We start from the raw sequence: 16798 nt of genomic DNA on the forward strand, positions 1-16798 counted from the left end.
GTGTGTAAGTGCTGCGAGGCATTGAGCTAACCTGTACTAATTGCCCGTGAGGCTTAACCATACAACACCCAAGGGGTTTTGTACTGAAATCGTTCCAGACGATTATCAGTATTTCCTACATCCTTGTAGGTCACGGACTCCATAAGCACTTGAATGGTGTTTGAGAACGATTTGCACGCTAGTTAGTWTTTCCAAGATTGCTATTTTCGGCTWTKGCCGGGAATAAACAGAATTTGTCTGGCGACCATAGCGCTGTGGCCCCACCTGATCCCATGCCGAACTCAGAAGTGAAACGCAGTAGCGCCGATGGTAGTGTGGGGTCTCCCCATGTGAGAGTAGGTCATCGCCAGGCGCCAAATAGCTTCATGCTGAATAGACACTGCGGAGTGGTAGTTCAGTTGGTTAGAATACCGGCCTGTCACGCCGGGGGTCGCGGGTTCGAGTCCCGTCCACTCCGCCACKTATTAAAGCCTCAGTCGAAAGACTGGGGCTTTTTTACGTTTGTAGCTATATAAAAATAGACACAGCGGAGTGGTAGTTCAGTTGGTTGCCTTTTATTTAGAAGCTAGGCGGCCTGTCACGCCGGGGGGGCGCGCTGATTTCAAGGAATGGCAAGTCCCGTCCACTCCGCCACTTATTAAAGCCTCAGTCGAAAGACTGGGGCTTTTTTACGTTTGTAACAATATAAATAGACACCGCGAAGTGGTAGTTCAGTTGGTTAGGCTTTTATTTAGAAGCTGGCCGGCCTGTCACACCGGGGGGCGCGCTGAATTCAAGGGATAGCAAGTCCCGTCCACTCCGCCACTATTAAGAAGCCTCAGCAGAAATGCTGAGGCTTTTTTCGTTGTCTCAAGTAAATAATCTGACTTGAATGAACCTACGACTAGCAAGCAGATCCAGTGCGATCCCAGTTGGTGTGGGATCCCTGCTAGTTTTAAATTAATGCTAAAAGAGTTGTAATAGAGCATGCAGAAGAGGCTCTTGTTCCCTGGATTGCTTACAGCATAATCCCAGGCTTAAAGGCTCAATAGATTCAGTTGTCAGCCGCTGTACTTTTTCACCCATCGGGCTATTACTTATCACAACATCAGGTGCAATACCGACTCCACACCCAAGTGCAACCATACTGACGATGGCCTCATGGCCAGATATTTGCGCATAAATAACCGGTTGTATTTTCTTTGTTTTAAACCATTTATCGGCACGATCTCTGGCTGGCCCTGACTCAGGCAGGATAAATGGTAGAGACTGCCAGTCAGGTTCGCCTGTTAGGTGTTTCTGAATGGCTGGAGGGGGTATTAACGGGCTAATTACGGACATATGAACGCGATCGAGTTCAATATAGGTTAGCTTAGTGGGTATGTTTTCGGCTTTGGCTGCAATGGCAACATCGACCTCTCCCGAAAGCACTTTATCGAAGGCCTGAGCCGGATCACCTGTAATTAACTGAATTTCTATTTGAGGGTATGTCTGGCGGAACTCACTCAGAATACCGGGAAGGTGGCTGTAGCTCGCAGTCACAGAGCAAAACATTTTAAGCTTACCCTGCAGCTGTAGGCTATCTTCTTTTAACTCCGCTTTTACTTCCAGCCAACTGTTAACAATGTCAGAAGCAACAGGTAGCAGTTTTTTAGCGGCGGACGTTAACTCCACACTTCGGTTATCCCGGATAAATAAAGTCTGGCCGACATCTTCTTCCAACCGCTGGATAATCCGGCTGAGGGCTGACGGGCTTATATGCATCATCTTCGCTGTCTGGCTAAAGTTCTTTGAATCACAAAGATGAAGGAATAACTGCAAGTTTTTTATATTCATCGTCCATGTTGCATTTTTTGCAATGAGTTGTTGTGAATATATCACTTTGAGCAACCAAGCACCTGATCTACTATCAAGTTATTCGACAAAGCATGTCGACCCAAGGAAAGAATTCACGGAGTTTGTAGTTATGGCTAATTATTTCAACACCTTAAACTTACGTCAGCAGCTTGATCAACTTGGTCGTTGCCGTTTCATGGATCGTAATGAGTTTACGACTGAAGCAGACTACCTGAAAGGCAAGAAAGTCGTGATTGTAGGATGTGGTGCGCAAGGCCTGAACCAAGGCTTGAATATGCGTGACTCTGGCTTGGATGTCTCTTATGCACTGCGTCAGGCTGCGATTGATGAACAACGCCAGTCTTACAAAAATGCCAAAGAGAATGGCTTTGAAGTAGGTAGCTATGAAGACCTGATCCCGCACGCAGATCTGGTTGTTAACCTGACTCCGGATAAACAGCATTCAAATGTGGTTGAGACGGTAATGCCACTAATGAAAGAAGGTGCTGCTCTGGGTTATTCCCACGGCTTCAACATTGTTGAAGAAGGCATGCAAATTCGTAAAGATCTGACCGTTGTTATGGTTGCACCTAAGTGCCCTGGCACGGAAGTTCGTGAAGAATACAAGCGAGGCTTCGGTGTTCCGACGCTGATTGCTGTACACCCTGAAAATGATCCTAAAGGTGAGGGGCAGGAAATAGCAAAAGCATGGGCTGCCGCGACGGGTGGTCACCGTGCCGGTGTGCTTGAGTCATCTTTTGTCGCTGAAGTTAAATCTGATCTGATGGGCGAACAGACAATTCTTTGCGGTATGCTACAGGCTGGTTCTATTGTTTGTTACGAGAAAATGCTGGCTGATGGTATTGATGCTGGTTATGCCGGTAAACTTCTGCAGTATGGTTGGGAAACAATCACTGAAGCATTGAAGTTTGGTGGTATCACCCACATGATGGATCGTTTGTCTAACCCCGCAAAAGTGAAAGCGTTCGAGCTCTCTGAAGAGCTGAAAGAATTAATGCGTCCACTGTATAACAAGCACATGGATGACATCATTTCGGGTCACTTCTCTAGTACTATGATGGCTGACTGGGCAAATGATGATGTTAATCTGCTTGGCTGGCGCGAAGAGACTGGCGCAACAGCGTTTGAGAACTATCCTGAAAGCGATGTGGAAATCTCAGAGCAAGAATACTTCGATAACGGTATTCTGATGGTTGCGATGGTTCGTGCCGGTGTTGAGCTTGCGTTTGAAGCAATGACAGCATCAGGCATTATTGAAGAATCGGCATACTACGAATCACTGCATGAGCTGCCACTGATCGCGAATACGATTGCACGTAAGCGCCTGTATGAAATGAACGTAGTCATCTCAGACACAGCTGAATACGGTAACTACTTATTTGCTAATGTCGCGACGCCACTGCTTCGTGAGAAGTTTATGCCAGACGTGGATACGGATGTAATCGGTCGTGGTCTAGGTGCTGTGAGCAATCAGGTAAACAATGAAACATTGATTGTTGTTAACGATACACTGCGTAGCCACCCGGTTGAGTGGGTTGGTCAGGAGCTGCGCGGTTACATGACAGATATGAAGCGTATCGCTGTTGGTGATTAATCACCGCTGACACGTTCGAATAAAAAACCCGGCGATTGCCGGGTTTTTTGCTAAACACGGTGCAGAATAAGTCTTATTCTTCGCCCTTTGGCGTATCTGCTAGCTTTGCTTCCAGTTCGGCCATTTTCTTTTCTAACTCAGTTAATTTTTGGCGCGTACGTAGCAGAACCTGAGTTTGCACATCAAACTCCTCACGATTAACCACATCCAGTTTACCAAGTTGTGCCTGAATAACCTGACGAACCTTCTGTTCTACATCATTACCCAGCTCTTTGACGGGCTGAGGCATCGCATCCTGGATCTGTTTCGCAACCTGTTCTAGCTTTTTTGGATCGAACATAGCTTCTGTTAACTCCGTAACGGCTTTTCATCTGTTGCCGTCATTCTATGCAATCATCGCTGGGTTGTCGTTGGTGAATGATAAAAATTAAAGAGGCCGCACAAAGGCGGCCTCTTTAATTAGCTACTTGACCTATCAGTCATGAGCTTTCAGCGCATTTCGTGCTTCATCAGCACGCTTGAGCTTTTCCAGATCTTTGTCTTCCATAAAAATAGGCAGAGGCTTATGAACACTTGCCAGGTAAGTGTAAATGACCGGCAGTACAAACAAGGTAAAGACGGTACCAATTGCCAGACCCGCAACGATGACAATACCGATACTGAAGCGCTGTGCAGCACCTGCACCTGTTGCATACAGTAGTGGGATCAGACCAGCAATCATCGCCGCAGTGGTCATCAGAATTGGACGAAGACGAACCTTAGCCGCTTCCATAACTGCTGCTTGACGATCTTTATTGTGGAGAAGCTGTTCTTCTTTGGCTACTTCACAGATCAGGATACCGTGTTTGGTGATCAAACCAATCAGGGTGATAAGGCCAACCTGAGAGTAGATGTTCATCGAAGCGGCACCCCATGCAAGGGCTATCAGTGCCCCACAAATCGCCAGCGGTACAGAGACCAGGATAACTAATGGGTCACGCAGTGATTCAAACTGAATCGCGAGTACTAAGAAGATAATGGCGAGTGCTAATGCAAACGTCATATACAGCGCGTTACCTTCAGTGACAAACTGTCGAGCTTCACCCATGAAATCGTACTGATAACCTGAAGGTAATTTACCGACGGCATTAGTCTGGAACCAGTTAATTGCGTCACCCATTGCCGTACCTGGCGCAGGAACTGCCCCGATAGTAGCGGAGTTCAGCTGGTTGAAGTGGGGTAATGAACGCGGTTCAGCCACCACATCAATGGTGATTAAGCTACCGAGAGGGATCGCTTTACCATCAGCGGCACGGACGTAGTAACCTTTAATGGATTCCGGATTCAGGCGATATTTACGCTCAACCTGTGGGATCACTTCATAAGAGCGGCCATTCAAGTCGATACGGTTAACATAACCATCGGCCATCATGGTACTTAATGTGATACCAATATCTTGCATGGTCACACCATAAGCACCAGCTTTATCTTTATCGATGTTGATCTTCATTGTTGCCGAGTCGTAGTTCAAATCAAGATCTGAATAAACGAACATCGGGCTGGTTTTTACATCAGCCAAAATATCCATGGTGACCTGGAACAGGCTCTCAAAGCTATTAGGCGTCGTAATAACGAACTGAATCGGCAGGCCTGAACCGGCACCTGGTAGTTCTGGCATCTGGAATGCCGTCACTGACATTTCAGGTACATCCTTAACCAAGCCAGTGACACGCTTAACCACTTCGGCCTGACTCGCCTCACGCTCACTCCACGGCACCATTGAAGCGATACCAAAAGCCTGATTCGAGTTAGGAACCCCGGAAAACACCTGTGCATAGGCAACTTCTGGTTGCTCAGTCAAAATCGCATTGACCTTATCCATGGTGTTTTCGATGTAGTCTAAGTTGGCATTGGATGGGGCGGTACCCATCATCATCAATACGCCTTTATCTTCTGATGGCGCAAGTTCACTTGGAATGAACTTAAACAGCAGAGGAAGGCTGGACAGTACGATGAATGCAAACACAATCACTACCGGACGCATTGTCATCACGCCACCGAGCATGCGCTCGTAGCGGTTAGTCATACGATCGAGGAAGTTGTGTACCGTGCTTTCGAATTTGCTTGGCTTTTCATTCGCTTTAAGCATCGTCGCACACATCATTGGTGACAATGTCAGCGCGATGATACCAGATACGAAAACTGCACCGGCCAGGGTTAAAGCAAACTCTTTAAACAGTGAACCGGTAATCCCTCCCATCATGGCTATCGGCGCATAAACGGCACCGAGAGTCAGGGTCATTGCAATGACCGGTACCGCAATTTCACGGGTACCAATGATAGCAGCCCGAAATGGTGATTCACCGAGTTTGATATGACGGTCAACATTTTCCAGAACGACGATGGCATCATCGACCACCAGGCCGATAGCCAAGACCATTGCCAGCAAGGTCATTAAGTTCCAAGAGAAACCAAACATCTGCATAACCAGTGCAACACCGATCAGTGATAGCKGAATAGTAATGATTGGAATGATAACGGCACGGAACGAACCGAGGAACAGAGTAATAACAACCAATACGATTAGCGCGGCTTCAGCGATAGTTTTAATAACTTCGTTGATAGACTCATTGATCGCGATAGTTGAATCATACATCACGTTCATTTTGATGTTATCAGGCATATTACGCTTCAAATCAGGTAATAGTTCTAATATATCAGCAGCAATGTTAATTGGATTAGCACTTGGTGCGGCGTTAATCGCAGCAACAACGGCTTCTTCACCATTGGCAGAAGCGCGGTAGATATCGTGACTTTTCTCTAGCGTGACTTTGGCGATATCCCCCAGGCGGATCACCTGACCGTCTTTGGTTGATACCACCAGTTTCGCCAGCTCATCAGTATTACTGACCTGGGTATCGGCAGTACCGTTATACAGGACAAATTCACCAACGGCTTGCCCCGTAGCAGACTGATAGTTATTGGCGTTTAATACCCCCATAACATCGGTTGCCGTCAGGTTGTAAGCGGCCATTTTTGCCGGATCCAGCCATACGCGCAAGGCGTATTTCATACCACCATACAGATCAACCTTCGATACACCATTAACGGTAAAGAACTGCGGGTTAATGACTCGTTCCAGGTAATCGGTGATTTGGCTCGAAGCCAGTTCATCACTGGTAAAACCAATGTACATAACCGCGGTGGTTGAACCGGTCGACATGGTTACCGTTGGATCTTCTGCTTCTTTAGGTAACTGCGAACGTACCGAGTTGGTCTTGGCCAGAATATCAGCCAATGCCGCATTCGGATCGGTATTCAACTCCATCGTCACCGTAATGCTGGATTTACCCAGTACTGATGAGGAGGTCATGTAGTCGATATTATCGGCTTGCGCGATAGCTTGTTCCAAAGGCTGAGTAATAAAGCCCTGGATAAGATCCGCACTTGCACCGTAGTAACTGGTTGAAACCGTTACTACGGTATTCGTCATGTCAGGGTATTCACGTACCTGCATCTTAAAGATAGCTTGCAGGCCGAGCAGGGCAATCAAGAAGCTGATTGATACCGCAAGAACAGGACGTTTAATAAAAATATCAGTAAAACGCATTAATCCTCCGGATCACAGCATTGGTGTTTCGGCTTGAGCAACAAGTGCACTACTTTCTACGATACGCACCTTAGCATCATTACTGAGGCGAACTTGACCTGACGTGACAACTGTTTCACCGGCCTTCACACCATCAAGAATGTGGACAACTTCGCCTTTACGTTCACCGGTTTTTACTACCGACTGACGTGCGCGTAAATCACCGTTTTCATCTTTACCTACCAGGTAGACGTTATCGCCATATAGGGTAAAGGTGATTGCTGTTTGCGGCAGAATTACTTGATTTTCCAGCGTTGGCAGAATGATATGGGCGCGCGCAAACATACCGCTTCGAAGTTGACCTTCGTTGTTAGGAATGTCGGCTTGAACTTGGATCAGACCGCTCTGGTAGTTTACTGCCGGTTCAATCGCGCTGATTTTGCCGCTAAAGGTTGTTTCCGGGTAAGCATCGACAAAAATCTCGATATCCTGTCCCAGGCGGATATCAGAGATATCCGTTTGTGGCACAGTAAAGCGCAGTTTCATCAGTGTGGTATCTTCCAGGCGAACAACATCGGTGCCTGGCTGAATGTACTGACCGAGGAAGACATTACGCAGGCCCACAACGCCATCGAATGGTGCTTTGATATGGCGGCGGTCAATGGTCGCTTTCAGGCTTTCAATATCGGCCTGAAGTGAGAAATAAGACGCTTCGGCATCATCATAGGCTTCTTTGGAAATAGATCCTTTCTTATACAAACCCTGGTAGCGAATGTACTTGGCTTCTGCGGCTGGCAGACGAGCCTGAGTACTTTTCAGGTTGGCCATTTCAACATCTGAATCAAGCGCAACAAGTTGCTGCTCTTTCTTCACCGTTGCACCAGATTCAAAGTTGATGTTATTGATCACACCAGATGCTTCTGTACTGATGGTGACACCCTGATTGGGTTCGATAAAGCCAATTGCTTCGATCGCGGGAACCCAGTTACCCGCTTTGGCATCCAAAACGGTGACAGGGAACTCTGGCTCAGGCATGTTGGCCATGTATTCTGCTATTTTCTTCTGCTTAAACAGATTGAAACCAATTACGCTACCAAAGAGTAGTAGCGCAATACATAGCATCACTATCCATTTTTTCATTTTATGGTGTGCTCCGGAATTGCAAATGTTAATGCTTGATAATGGCGTCCCAAGAGGCATCGATGGTGGCTTCGAGAGCCTCATCGCTGACTTTGAAAACACCGTTTACATGTTTGCGAGCCAGGCAACTGCTTGGCTCAAGACTTAATACACTGAGAATTTCATTGTCGAGATTTTTAAACAGGCCGCAGGCTTTCCCTTCATCGAAAAGAAGGTCAACTTTGGCAAACATTTGTTTCTTTAGCAGGCGCTGTTCATGGCTGTCGCGTCGAGGCAAATTGTCAAATTGCCCGCGGTTAATCAGCGGTGCGTCACCTTGGGTCGCCATTTTCCAAATATTCAGCCACATGGTGTGAAACCGTTGTTTTAGTGGCATATCATCAGACACATTCTGGGTCAGTTTGTTCGCGACGCAGCCTAAAATATGATCATGAAGTTGATAGAGCAGATCGTCTTTATCTTCAAAGTACCGATAAATGGTACCCGCCGCGACCCCGGCTTCCTTGGCGACCATTTGCATGGATAAGCCGTGAAACCCGTATTCTGCAAGGAGCTTTTCTGTTGCTCGCAATATTCGCTCTTTTTTATCACTCATGGGCTCAGATTATTGTAAAAAAATAATGAATGAATGTTCATTCATTATTTTAAGGTGCGAAAATAATTGTGCAAGTGTTTTCTTATGATTGCCATCGTCTGGAATGGATAAGCCATCCGGCTTGATAGACAAGTTGCAAGAACCCGTTACAATGCGCCTGTTGATGCAAAAATGATCAAATACGAAACAGGATAAGCTGATGAAATTGAACCCTAGGCAAACAGAAGCGGTGAAAAACGTCTCAGGTCCATGTCTGGTACTGGCCGGAGCGGGATCGGGTAAGACCCGAGTGATCACCAATAAAATTGCCTACCTGGTTCAGCATTGCGATTATAAAGCACGCAACATTGCAGCTCTGACCTTTACCAATAAAGCAGCGCGCGAAATGAAGGAGCGGGTCGGGCAGACCCTTGGCCGCAAGGAATCTAAGGGGTTGATGGTATCTACCTTCCATACCTTAGGTCTGAATATCATTCGTCGTGAATATAAAACATTGGGATTAAAAGCCAGTTTCTCGCTGTTCGACGATCAGGATCAGATGGCACTGCTGAAAGAGCTGACCGAAGCAGAGCTTGACGGCGATAAAGATCTGCTGAAGCAATTAATGTCGTCCATTTCCAACTGGAAAAATGACATGTTGTCTCCCGCTGATGCTAAAGCACATGCCCAAACCGAACGAGATCAGCTGTTTGCCTATTGTTATGAGATGTACCAGAGACAAATGAAAGCGTATAACGCGCTGGATTTCGACGATCTTATTTTAATGCCCGTGTTATTACTCAGAGATAACCAGGAAGTGCGTCAGCGTTGGCAGAATCGAATTCGTTACCTGCTGGTGGATGAGTATCAGGATACCAACACCAGCCAGTATATCTTTGTAAAATTATTGGTGGGCGAGCGCTCTCGTTTTACCGTTGTGGGCGATGATGATCAGTCGGTGTATTCATGGCGTGGGGCTCAACCTGAAAATTTGGGGTTACTGCAGAAAGATTTCCCAAGTTTACGGGTGATTAAACTCGAGCAAAACTATCGTTCAACCAGCCGTATTTTACGTACTGCGAATATATTGATTGCTAATAATCCACACTTATTTGAAAAAGCCCTTTTTTCTGAAATACCAGACGGTGAAATGCTGAAAGTTATTACGGCAAAAAATGAAGATCATGAAGCTGAAAAAGTTGTTGGAGAATTGATTGCTCACCGTTTTTTGAATAATACGGGTTATAAGGATTACTCGATTTTATATCGTGGTAACCATCAGTCGCGTTTGTTTGAAAAATCATTAATGCAAAACCGGATCCCTTATAAGATTTCTGGCGGCACCTCTTTTTTCTCGCGATCCGAGATTAAAGATATTATGGCTTACCTGCGCTTGCTAACCAATCTTGATGACGATAATGCCTTCCTGCGCATAGTGAATACCCCGCGGCGTGAAATTGGCCCGGTGACATTAGAAAAGCTCGGTACTTATGCCAATATGCGTGGCAAGAGTTTGTTTGCCGCCAGTTTTGAACTGGGCCTGGAACAACACTTGAGTGGGCGAGGGTTGGAATCACTGCAGCGTTTCACCCGCTGGGTGGTCGAGCTGTCTGATAATGCAGAGCGTGGTGATTCTGTGGCGGCTCTTCGTGAGTTAGTGCGTGATATTCATTATGAAGACTGGTTGTACGAAAGCTCTCCAAGCCCTAAAGCGGCAGAGATGCGAATGAAAAACGTCTCTCAGCTTTATAGCTGGGTGACTGCTGATTTAGAGGGTGATAACTATGACAACGAAGTCAAAACGCTGAAAGAAATAGTCCAGCGTTTAACACTGCGAGACATGATGGAACGGGGTGAAGATGATGATGCCGACCAGGTGCAGTTGATGACCCTGCATGCATCCAAAGGTCTGGAATTTCCTTACGTGTATCTTGTTGGGGCTGAAGAAGGCATTTTGCCTCACCAAACCAGTGTTGATGAAGGCAACGTAGAAGAAGAACGTCGTTTAGCTTATGTCGGGATCACCCGCGCACAGAAAGAGCTGACCTTTACCTTATGCAAAGAACGTCGCCAGTATGGTGAGCTGATCAAACCGGAACCAAGCCGTTTTTTATATGAATTACCACAAGATGATCTTGAGTGGGATGTTGATAAACGCCCGGTGACTCAGCAGGAGCGGATGCAGAAAGGTCAGTCTCATATTGCTAATATTCGGGCGATGTTTAAGAAATAGGCATCATAGATGAGAGTTCCAAATATAAAGGGTTGGTGCAAATGCCCCAACCTTTTATTTTTTCTAGTTTCTAGTTTCTAGTTTCTAGTTTCTAGTTTCTAGTTTCTAGTTTCTAGTTTCTAGTTTCTAGTTTCTAGTTTCTAGTTTCTAGTTTCTAGTTTCTAGCTTACAGCCCTTCAATCATGTGATTGATAGCAGCGACGATTTCATCATCGCTACAGTCCATACAAGAGCCTTTTGCTGGCATGGCATTAAAGCCATTAACAGCGTGATCCTTCAGCACATCGAGGCCCTGGGCAAGGCGTGGGCTCCAGTCATTCCCATCACCTTTCTTCGGTGCGTTCATTACCCCTGTCCCATGGCAGGCGACACAGAAGGTGCCATACACGGCATTTCCCGAGCGAGGGCCTGAAGCCGCTGCGGTTTGCTCAGTAGCAGCACCTTCTAAATAAACCGCACCGACAGGCTTGATCCGTTCTGCGATAGCTTCGTCTGACATATCAGCAGCCACGGCAGATCCCGCAAAGGTTAGTGCAGCTAAAGCGGCTACCATTAGTTGTCGAAGAGAAAATTCCATTGAGCTCACCTTACACTTCCAGATTATTTATGTGTGATTGCCACAGTCTTCTTATCGTTATTTGTTATTTGTCGTACTTGTTGAGACAAGGCAGTGATTATTTACAGAATGTTTAAAATGTAAAAACCAAGTGATTATATCTGCTAAATTTGCAGTGATAAACATGGGGGCCGTGTTTGTATGATGCGAATCAATACTTATTTGTTCATATTTAAAGCGAACGATAAAAAAAAGAAAAAAAAGACTAGACGAGGGGCAGCGTGATCCGTAATATTCACCTCCGCCGATAGGGCAAGGCGCCCGTAGCTCAGCTGGATAGAGCGTTGGCCTCCGGAGCCAAAGGTCGAAGGTTCGAATCCTTTCGGGCGCACCAATCCGGTTTATTGGCAAGAAACAAAATTAGTAAAACAATGGTGGCTATAGCTCAGTTGGTAGAGTCCCGGATTGTGATTCCGGTTGTCGCGAGTTCAAGCCTCGTTAGCCACCCCATATTTTAGAAGATTGATTTTATCATCAGTTTTCTCAGGCAAAAGCCTGAAAGTATCGAAACGAGTCACTCGATACTAGCAACAGATTTCGTCGGTGAATAGCGCAGCTTGGTAGCGCATCTGGTTTGGGACCAGAGGGTCGGGGGTTCGAATCCCTCTTCACCGACCACTTACAATGGTGGCTATAGCTCAGTTGGTAGAGTCCCGGATTGTGATTCCGGTTGTCGCGAGTTCAAGCCTCGTTAGCCACCCCATATTCAGGTAATGTTTTCATTTCCTTGGCTTAGAGCCTAAAATTGCTCGGTGAATAGCGCAGCTTGGTAGCGCATCTGGTTTGGGACCAGAGGGTCGGGGGTTCGAATCCCTCTTCACCGACCACATTAAGAAAGCCCCGTCGAAAGACGGGGCTTTTTTTGATCAAAACTCAGTGAATAGCACAGTTTGGTCGCGCATCTCCGGCTTCTGAGAAAGAGCGGACCAGAGCGTCGGGGGTTCCCTGAAACCTCGAATTGGCTCTTCACCGACCACCTTAAGAAGACCTGCTCATTGAGCAGGTTTTTTTCGTCTGAAGAATAGGACAGCAAGGTGTCAGCTATCTTCCTCTAGTACTGAACTAGAGGAATAGCGCCGCTTGGTAGTACATCGCCTAGGTTCTGAGCAAAGGCAGACCAGAGGGCCGGGGATTCCCTGAAACCTAGAATTGGCTCTTCACCGACCACATTAAGAAAGCCTCGTCGAAATACGGGGCTTTTTTTGATCTAAATACCAGAGAATAGAGCAGTTTGGTGGCGCAGCTCCGTCTTCTGAACCCCGATTTTTTAGCCTGTCCTCCTCTTAAGTATGTCAGCGAAGCATTTGGCCTACCGCCTTGATTTCCATTAAAAACACTTATTTCCCGTAGTGGTATTCACTGATTATCCAGGTCAAAACTAGGCATATATCTCATATACCACCCTATACTTAATGGAAACAACCAAAAAAAGCCTATTTTGTGGTCGCATGTTTATGGTTTGTTAATGCGGGCTGGTTTGCCATGTGATGTTTTATGCAGTCTTTATTTCTTTTAAAGTAATAACTTATAACTCAGGCATTAGAGTTAAATGCTGCTATCATGGTGTGTGCGAGGTGAGGTCGGAGCTGATTTCATACTTGGTATGTTCGCTTCTCTGAAAAAGAATAGTGATTATTTATTCGTTGTTTCCTCTATTTTTCAGTTTTTCACTTTGTGTTGTTGATTTTCTGTGAAATTTTTGACAGATTGTTGGCTGAACAAAGGTCCAGCCATTTATGCTGGAAGCGAAAGGATTCAGTTTTTCAGACAGGGCAGAACGCTGCCAAGCAGTTGAGGTCTGGTAATGGCATTATTAGAAGTAAAAAATCTCCGTATTGAATATCCGTCACGTCACGGTACGCATGTGGCGGTAAAATCGCTGTCGTTCTCGATCGAGCGTGGTGAAATCGTGGGCGTGGTTGGTGAGTCGGGAGCGGGTAAATCCACCGTGGGGAATGCGGTAATTGATTTGCTGAGCCCTCCGGGACAAATTCCCAGCGGTGAGGTATATCTGGATGGCGAAAAGATTTCGGGACTGACGCCTGAAAATATGCGGAAAATTCGCGGATCTAAAATCGGCTTTATCTTCCAGGATCCGATGACGTCGCTTAATCCGCTTTTTACGGTTGAGCAACAATTGACAGAAACCATCTTAACTAATCTTAAGGTGAGTAAAGCAGAAGCGTATTCCCGTGCAATCGGTCTGATGAAGCAGGTGGGGATCCCTGAACCAGAACTGCGTATCAAACAATATCCGCATCAGTTTTCCGGTGGTATGCGTCAGCGTGTGGTGATTGCCATCGCACTATCGGGAGAACCTGATCTGATCATTGCTGATGAGCCAACGACAGCACTGGATGTCTCGATTCAGGATCAGATCCTGACCCTAATTCGAGACCTTTGTATTAAGAAAAATGTCGGCTGCATGCTGGTGACTCACGACATGGGTGTGATCGCGAATGTCACCGATCGCGTTGCAGTGATGTATCGCGGTGATCTGGTTGAAATCGGTACCACAGAGCAAGTACTCGGTCGTCCTAATCATCCCTATACCCAAAGCCTGATCTCTGCGGTACCGCGTTCTGATGTGAAATTAAAGCGTTTTCCACTTGTGAGCTATATCGAAGAAGCGGAAGAGCTGACTCAGCTGGATGTGAAAAATCACTGGCTGGGGCAAAGTGAAGATCAGCGCAGCTACACCGGTGCATTACTGCAAGTGGAAAACGTCAATCTGCGTTTCGTGACCAAAGATTCTTTTTTCGAAAGCCGCCGTGAATATGTTCAAGCCTCTAACAATGTCAGCTTCGAAATTTTCGAAGGTGAAACATTCGGTTTGGTCGGTGAATCGGGTTCGGGTAAATCGACGATTGCCCGGATAATTGCCGGCCTGTATCCGCCAAACTCCGGCAAGGTGACTTTTGAAGGCATTGATCTGACCGCATTGAAGAGTGAAAAAGAGCGTCGTCCCTTGCGTCGTCAGATGCAGATGGTGTTCCAGAACCCATATTCATCAATGAACCCGCGAATGAAGGTCTTTGACATCATCGCCGAGCCTATCCGTTTCCATAAATTGACCGACAATGAAGCACAAACCCGTCAGATTGTGCATGATTTGCTGGATCACGTCGGATTAGGCCGCGCTGCCGGTGTGAAGTATCCCCATGAATTCTCAGGTGGTCAGCGTCAGCGTATTTCGATCGCTCGTGCGCTGGCAACCCGTCCTCGCCTGCTGATTTGTGACGAGCCTACATCGGCACTGGATGTCTCGGTACAGGCACAAATCCTCAACCTGCTAAAAGATCTGCAGGATGAACTCAACCTTACCATGCTGTTTATCAGTCACGATCTGCCGGTTATTCGCCAGATGTGTGACCGTATCGGTGTCATGCAAATGGGAACCCTGTTGGAAGTCTCGCCTACCGAGCAACTGTTTACGGCACCTCAGCATGAGTACAGCAAGCACCTGATTTCACTAATGCCTGAATTTAAGGGCATGAGTCAGGAAGGATTGAAGTTAGCTTAACCAGTTATCTCTGACCGAGGAAAATTACCTTGGTTTGACTCAGTAATAACTAATAACAAGTAAACATAACAGCAAGGGAGTTTTCTCCCCGCATAAAGGAGCTATGCAATGAAAACCATCAAGAGCAAGCTGGCAGTCGCTTTAATGGCCGCAGGTCTGAGTTTTAGCGCAGCAGCAGCTGACATCAAAGTAGGCTACAGTGCTGACCCTGTTTCACTGGATCCGCATGAGCAACTTTCCGGTGGTACGCTGCAATTGTCCCACATGGTCTTTGATCCATTGGTGCGTTTTACCCAGGATATGGATTTCGAGCCACGTTTGGCTGAAAGCTGGGAACGTGTTGATGACACCACTTTCCGCTTTAAACTTCGTCAAGGTGTGAAGTTCCACTCTGGTAACACCATGACAGCAGATGACGTCTTGTGGACGTTCAATCGTCTGAAGAGTTCGCCAGACTTTAAAGCGATTTTTGAACCGTATTCAGAGCTGAAGAAAGTTGACGATTACACCATCGATCTGATCTCTGCCGGTCCTTATCCGCTGGTACTGCAAACCGCGACTTATATCTTCCCAATGGATAGCAAGTTCTATAGCGGCAAAACAGAAGATGGCAAAGACAAAGCAGAGCTGGTTAAGCACGGTAACTCTTATGCCTCTACCCATCTTTCCGGTACCGGTCCGTTCATTGTTACTGAGCGTGAGCAGGGCGTAAAAGTTGAGTTTGAACGTTTTAACGATTACTGGGATAAGGCATCGAAAGGTAACGTTGATAAGTTAACGCTGGTACCAATCAAAGAAGATGCAACCCGGGTTGCGGCACTGCTTTCCGGTGGTGTTGATATGATCCACCCTGTTGCACCGAACGATCATAAGCGTGTTAAGAGCGCGGACGGTATCGATCTGGTGACCCTGCCTGGTACGCGTATTATTACCTTCCAGATGAACCAGAACAGTAATGAAGCGTTGAAAGATGTCCGTGTACGTCAGGCGATAGTTCACGCCATCAACAACGAAGGCATTGTGAAGAAAATCATGAAGGGCTTTGCTACCGCTGCGGGCCAGCAGGGACCATCCGGTTACGCAGGTTATGATGAAGCACTGGTGGCGCGTTATGATCTGAAAAAAGCCAAAGAGTTAATGAAAGAAGCCGGTTACGAGAAAGGCTTTAAGTTGACCATGATGGCACCGAACAACCGTTATGTGAACGATGCCAAAGTGGCCCAGGCAGCTGCGGCAATGATGTCAAAGATTGGCATCAAGGTGGATCTGAAAACGTTGCCAAAAGCGCAGTACTGGCCTGAGTTTGACCTGTGTTCTGCTGACATGATGATGATTGGCTGGCATTCCGATACGGAAGATTCAGCTAACTTCTCTGAATTTTTGACCATGACGCGTAATGAAGAAACCGGTAAAGGCCAGTACAACTGTGGTTATTATTCAAACTCAGAAGTCGACAAACTGGTAGAAGCTTCGAACGTTGAAACCGATCCGGCAAAACGTGCCCAGATGCTGCAGAAAGTAGAAGCGACGCTATATAACGAGGCCGCGTTTGTGCCACTACACTGGCAGAGTGAGGCATGGGGTGCTAAATCAAACGTTCATGCCGCAGACATTGTTAACCCGATGGTAATGCCATACTTCGGTGATCTTGTTGTCGACTAACTACTTGAGATAAAAATTAAGTAACCAAGAAATACCGCAATAGAAAGTAAGC

The 16798-nt window shown here is 46.6% G+C and carries 10 protein-coding genes, 6 tRNA genes and 1 rRNA gene; 11 read left to right on the plus strand and 6 right to left on the minus strand.

Translation table 11 applies throughout. From position 1 onward, the window contains the following. The first annotated feature begins 236 nt into the window (after positions 1-236). Positions 237-352: ribosomal RNA gene (gene rrf / locus L4D76_RS08720) — 5S ribosomal RNA — on the plus strand. Positions 353-383: 31 nt separating this feature from the next. After that, positions 384-460 (plus strand) — tRNA-Asp (locus tag L4D76_RS08725). Positions 461-945: 485 nt separating this feature from the next. On the opposite strand, the gene ilvY is transcribed toward L4D76_RS08725, so the two are convergent. Beyond that, on the minus strand, positions 946-1815 hold the full coding sequence (gene ilvY, locus L4D76_RS08730; RefSeq protein WP_428440528.1) for an HTH-type transcriptional activator IlvY: 870 nt from the start codon (positions 1813-1815) through the stop codon (positions 946-948). Positions 1816-1945: 130 nt separating this feature from the next. On the opposite strand from ilvY, the gene ilvC reads away from it, so the two are divergent. Further along, positions 1946-3430 (plus strand): ketol-acid reductoisomerase, encoded by a 1485-nt coding sequence (ilvC, locus tag L4D76_RS08735; protein ID WP_428440529.1) that lies wholly within the window; start codon positions 1946-1948, stop codon positions 3428-3430. 73 nt (positions 3431-3503) lie between these two features. Here ilvC and ubiK read toward each other — a convergent pair whose 3' ends face one another. The 4 genes from ubiK to L4D76_RS08755 all read right to left on the minus strand — a co-directional run bounded on the left by ubiK (position 3504) and on the right by L4D76_RS08755 (position 8733). After that, positions 3504-3770: a ubiquinone biosynthesis accessory factor UbiK gene (gene ubiK / locus L4D76_RS08740; RefSeq protein WP_428440530.1), complete on the minus strand. Its 267-nt coding sequence runs from the start codon at positions 3768-3770 to the stop codon at positions 3504-3506. Positions 3771-3905: 135 nt separating this feature from the next. Next, positions 3906-7019 carry a multidrug efflux RND transporter permease subunit gene (locus L4D76_RS08745; RefSeq protein WP_428440531.1) on the minus strand — a complete coding sequence of 1038 codons (3114 nt, stop codon included), beginning with the start codon at positions 7017-7019 and terminating at the stop codon, positions 3906-3908. A 12-nt stretch (positions 7020-7031) separates the two neighbouring features. Next, positions 7032-8138, minus strand: coding sequence for an efflux RND transporter periplasmic adaptor subunit (locus L4D76_RS08750; protein ID WP_428440532.1), 1107 nt, complete (start codon positions 8136-8138; stop codon positions 7032-7034). 28 nt (positions 8139-8166) lie between these two features. Then, entirely contained in the window at positions 8167-8733 is a 567-nt protein-coding gene (locus tag L4D76_RS08755; RefSeq protein ID WP_428440533.1) for a TetR/AcrR family transcriptional regulator, read from the minus strand. Positions 8734-8932: 199 nt separating this feature from the next. Between L4D76_RS08755 and rep the strand changes: the two genes are divergently transcribed. Further along, positions 8933-10945, plus strand: coding sequence for a DNA helicase Rep (gene rep, locus L4D76_RS08760; protein WP_428440534.1), 2013 nt, complete (start codon positions 8933-8935; stop codon positions 10943-10945). Between the two features lie 166 nt (positions 10946-11111). On the opposite strand, the gene L4D76_RS08765 is transcribed toward rep, so the two are convergent. Beyond that, positions 11112-11522: a c-type cytochrome gene (locus L4D76_RS08765; protein ID WP_428440535.1), complete on the minus strand. Its 411-nt coding sequence runs from the start codon at positions 11520-11522 to the stop codon at positions 11112-11114. A gap of 296 nt (positions 11523-11818) precedes the next feature. Here L4D76_RS08765 and L4D76_RS08770 point away from each other — a divergent pair. The 7 genes from L4D76_RS08770 to L4D76_RS08800 all read left to right on the plus strand — a co-directional run bounded on the left by L4D76_RS08770 (position 11819) and on the right by L4D76_RS08800 (position 16746). Continuing rightward, positions 11819-11895: transfer RNA gene (locus tag L4D76_RS08770), tRNA-Arg, on the plus strand. Between the two features lie 40 nt (positions 11896-11935). Then, a tRNA-His gene (locus tag L4D76_RS08775) sits at positions 11936-12011 on the plus strand. Between the two features lie 91 nt (positions 12012-12102). After that, positions 12103-12179: transfer RNA gene (locus tag L4D76_RS08780), tRNA-Pro, on the plus strand. A 9-nt stretch (positions 12180-12188) separates the two neighbouring features. Further along, positions 12189-12264, plus strand: a tRNA-His gene (locus L4D76_RS08785). Positions 12265-12311: 47 nt separating this feature from the next. Next, positions 12312-12388, plus strand: a tRNA-Pro gene (locus L4D76_RS08790). A 977-nt stretch (positions 12389-13365) separates the two neighbouring features. Further along, on the plus strand, positions 13366-15084 hold the full coding sequence (locus tag L4D76_RS08795; protein WP_428440536.1) for a dipeptide ABC transporter ATP-binding protein: 1719 nt from the start codon (positions 13366-13368) through the stop codon (positions 15082-15084). Positions 15085-15192: 108 nt separating this feature from the next. After that, positions 15193-16746, plus strand: coding sequence for an ABC transporter substrate-binding protein (locus L4D76_RS08800; RefSeq protein WP_428440537.1), 1554 nt, complete (start codon positions 15193-15195; stop codon positions 16744-16746). The last annotated feature ends 52 nt before the right edge of the window (positions 16747-16798 follow it).

This window comes from Photobacterium sagamiensis (genome assembly GCF_050337085.1).
In the GTDB taxonomy this organism is placed as follows: Bacteria; Pseudomonadota; Gammaproteobacteria; order Enterobacterales; family Vibrionaceae; genus Photobacterium; species Photobacterium sagamiensis.

Coding starts and splice junctions, on each gene's coding strand:
- ilvY (WP_428440528.1), bottom strand. CDS start 1,815: ATGAATATAAAAAACTTGCAGTTATTCCTTCATCTTTGTGATTCAAAG.
- ilvC (WP_428440529.1), top strand. CDS start 1,946: ATGGCTAATTATTTCAACACCTTAAACTTACGTCAGCAGCTTGATCAA.
- ubiK (WP_428440530.1), bottom strand. CDS start 3,770: ATGTTCGATCCAAAAAAGCTAGAACAGGTTGCGAAACAGATCCAGGAT.
- L4D76_RS08750 (WP_428440532.1), bottom strand. CDS start 8,138: ATGAAAAAATGGATAGTGATGCTATGTATTGCGCTACTACTCTTTGGT.
- L4D76_RS08755 (WP_428440533.1), bottom strand. CDS start 8,733: ATGAGTGATAAAAAAGAGCGAATATTGCGAGCAACAGAAAAGCTCCTT.
- rep (WP_428440534.1), top strand. CDS start 8,933: ATGAAATTGAACCCTAGGCAAACAGAAGCGGTGAAAAACGTCTCAGGT.
- L4D76_RS08765 (WP_428440535.1), bottom strand. CDS start 11,522: ATGGAATTTTCTCTTCGACAACTAATGGTAGCCGCTTTAGCTGCACTA.
- L4D76_RS08795 (WP_428440536.1), top strand. CDS start 13,366: ATGGCATTATTAGAAGTAAAAAATCTCCGTATTGAATATCCGTCACGT.
- L4D76_RS08800 (WP_428440537.1), top strand. CDS start 15,193: ATGAAAACCATCAAGAGCAAGCTGGCAGTCGCTTTAATGGCCGCAGGT.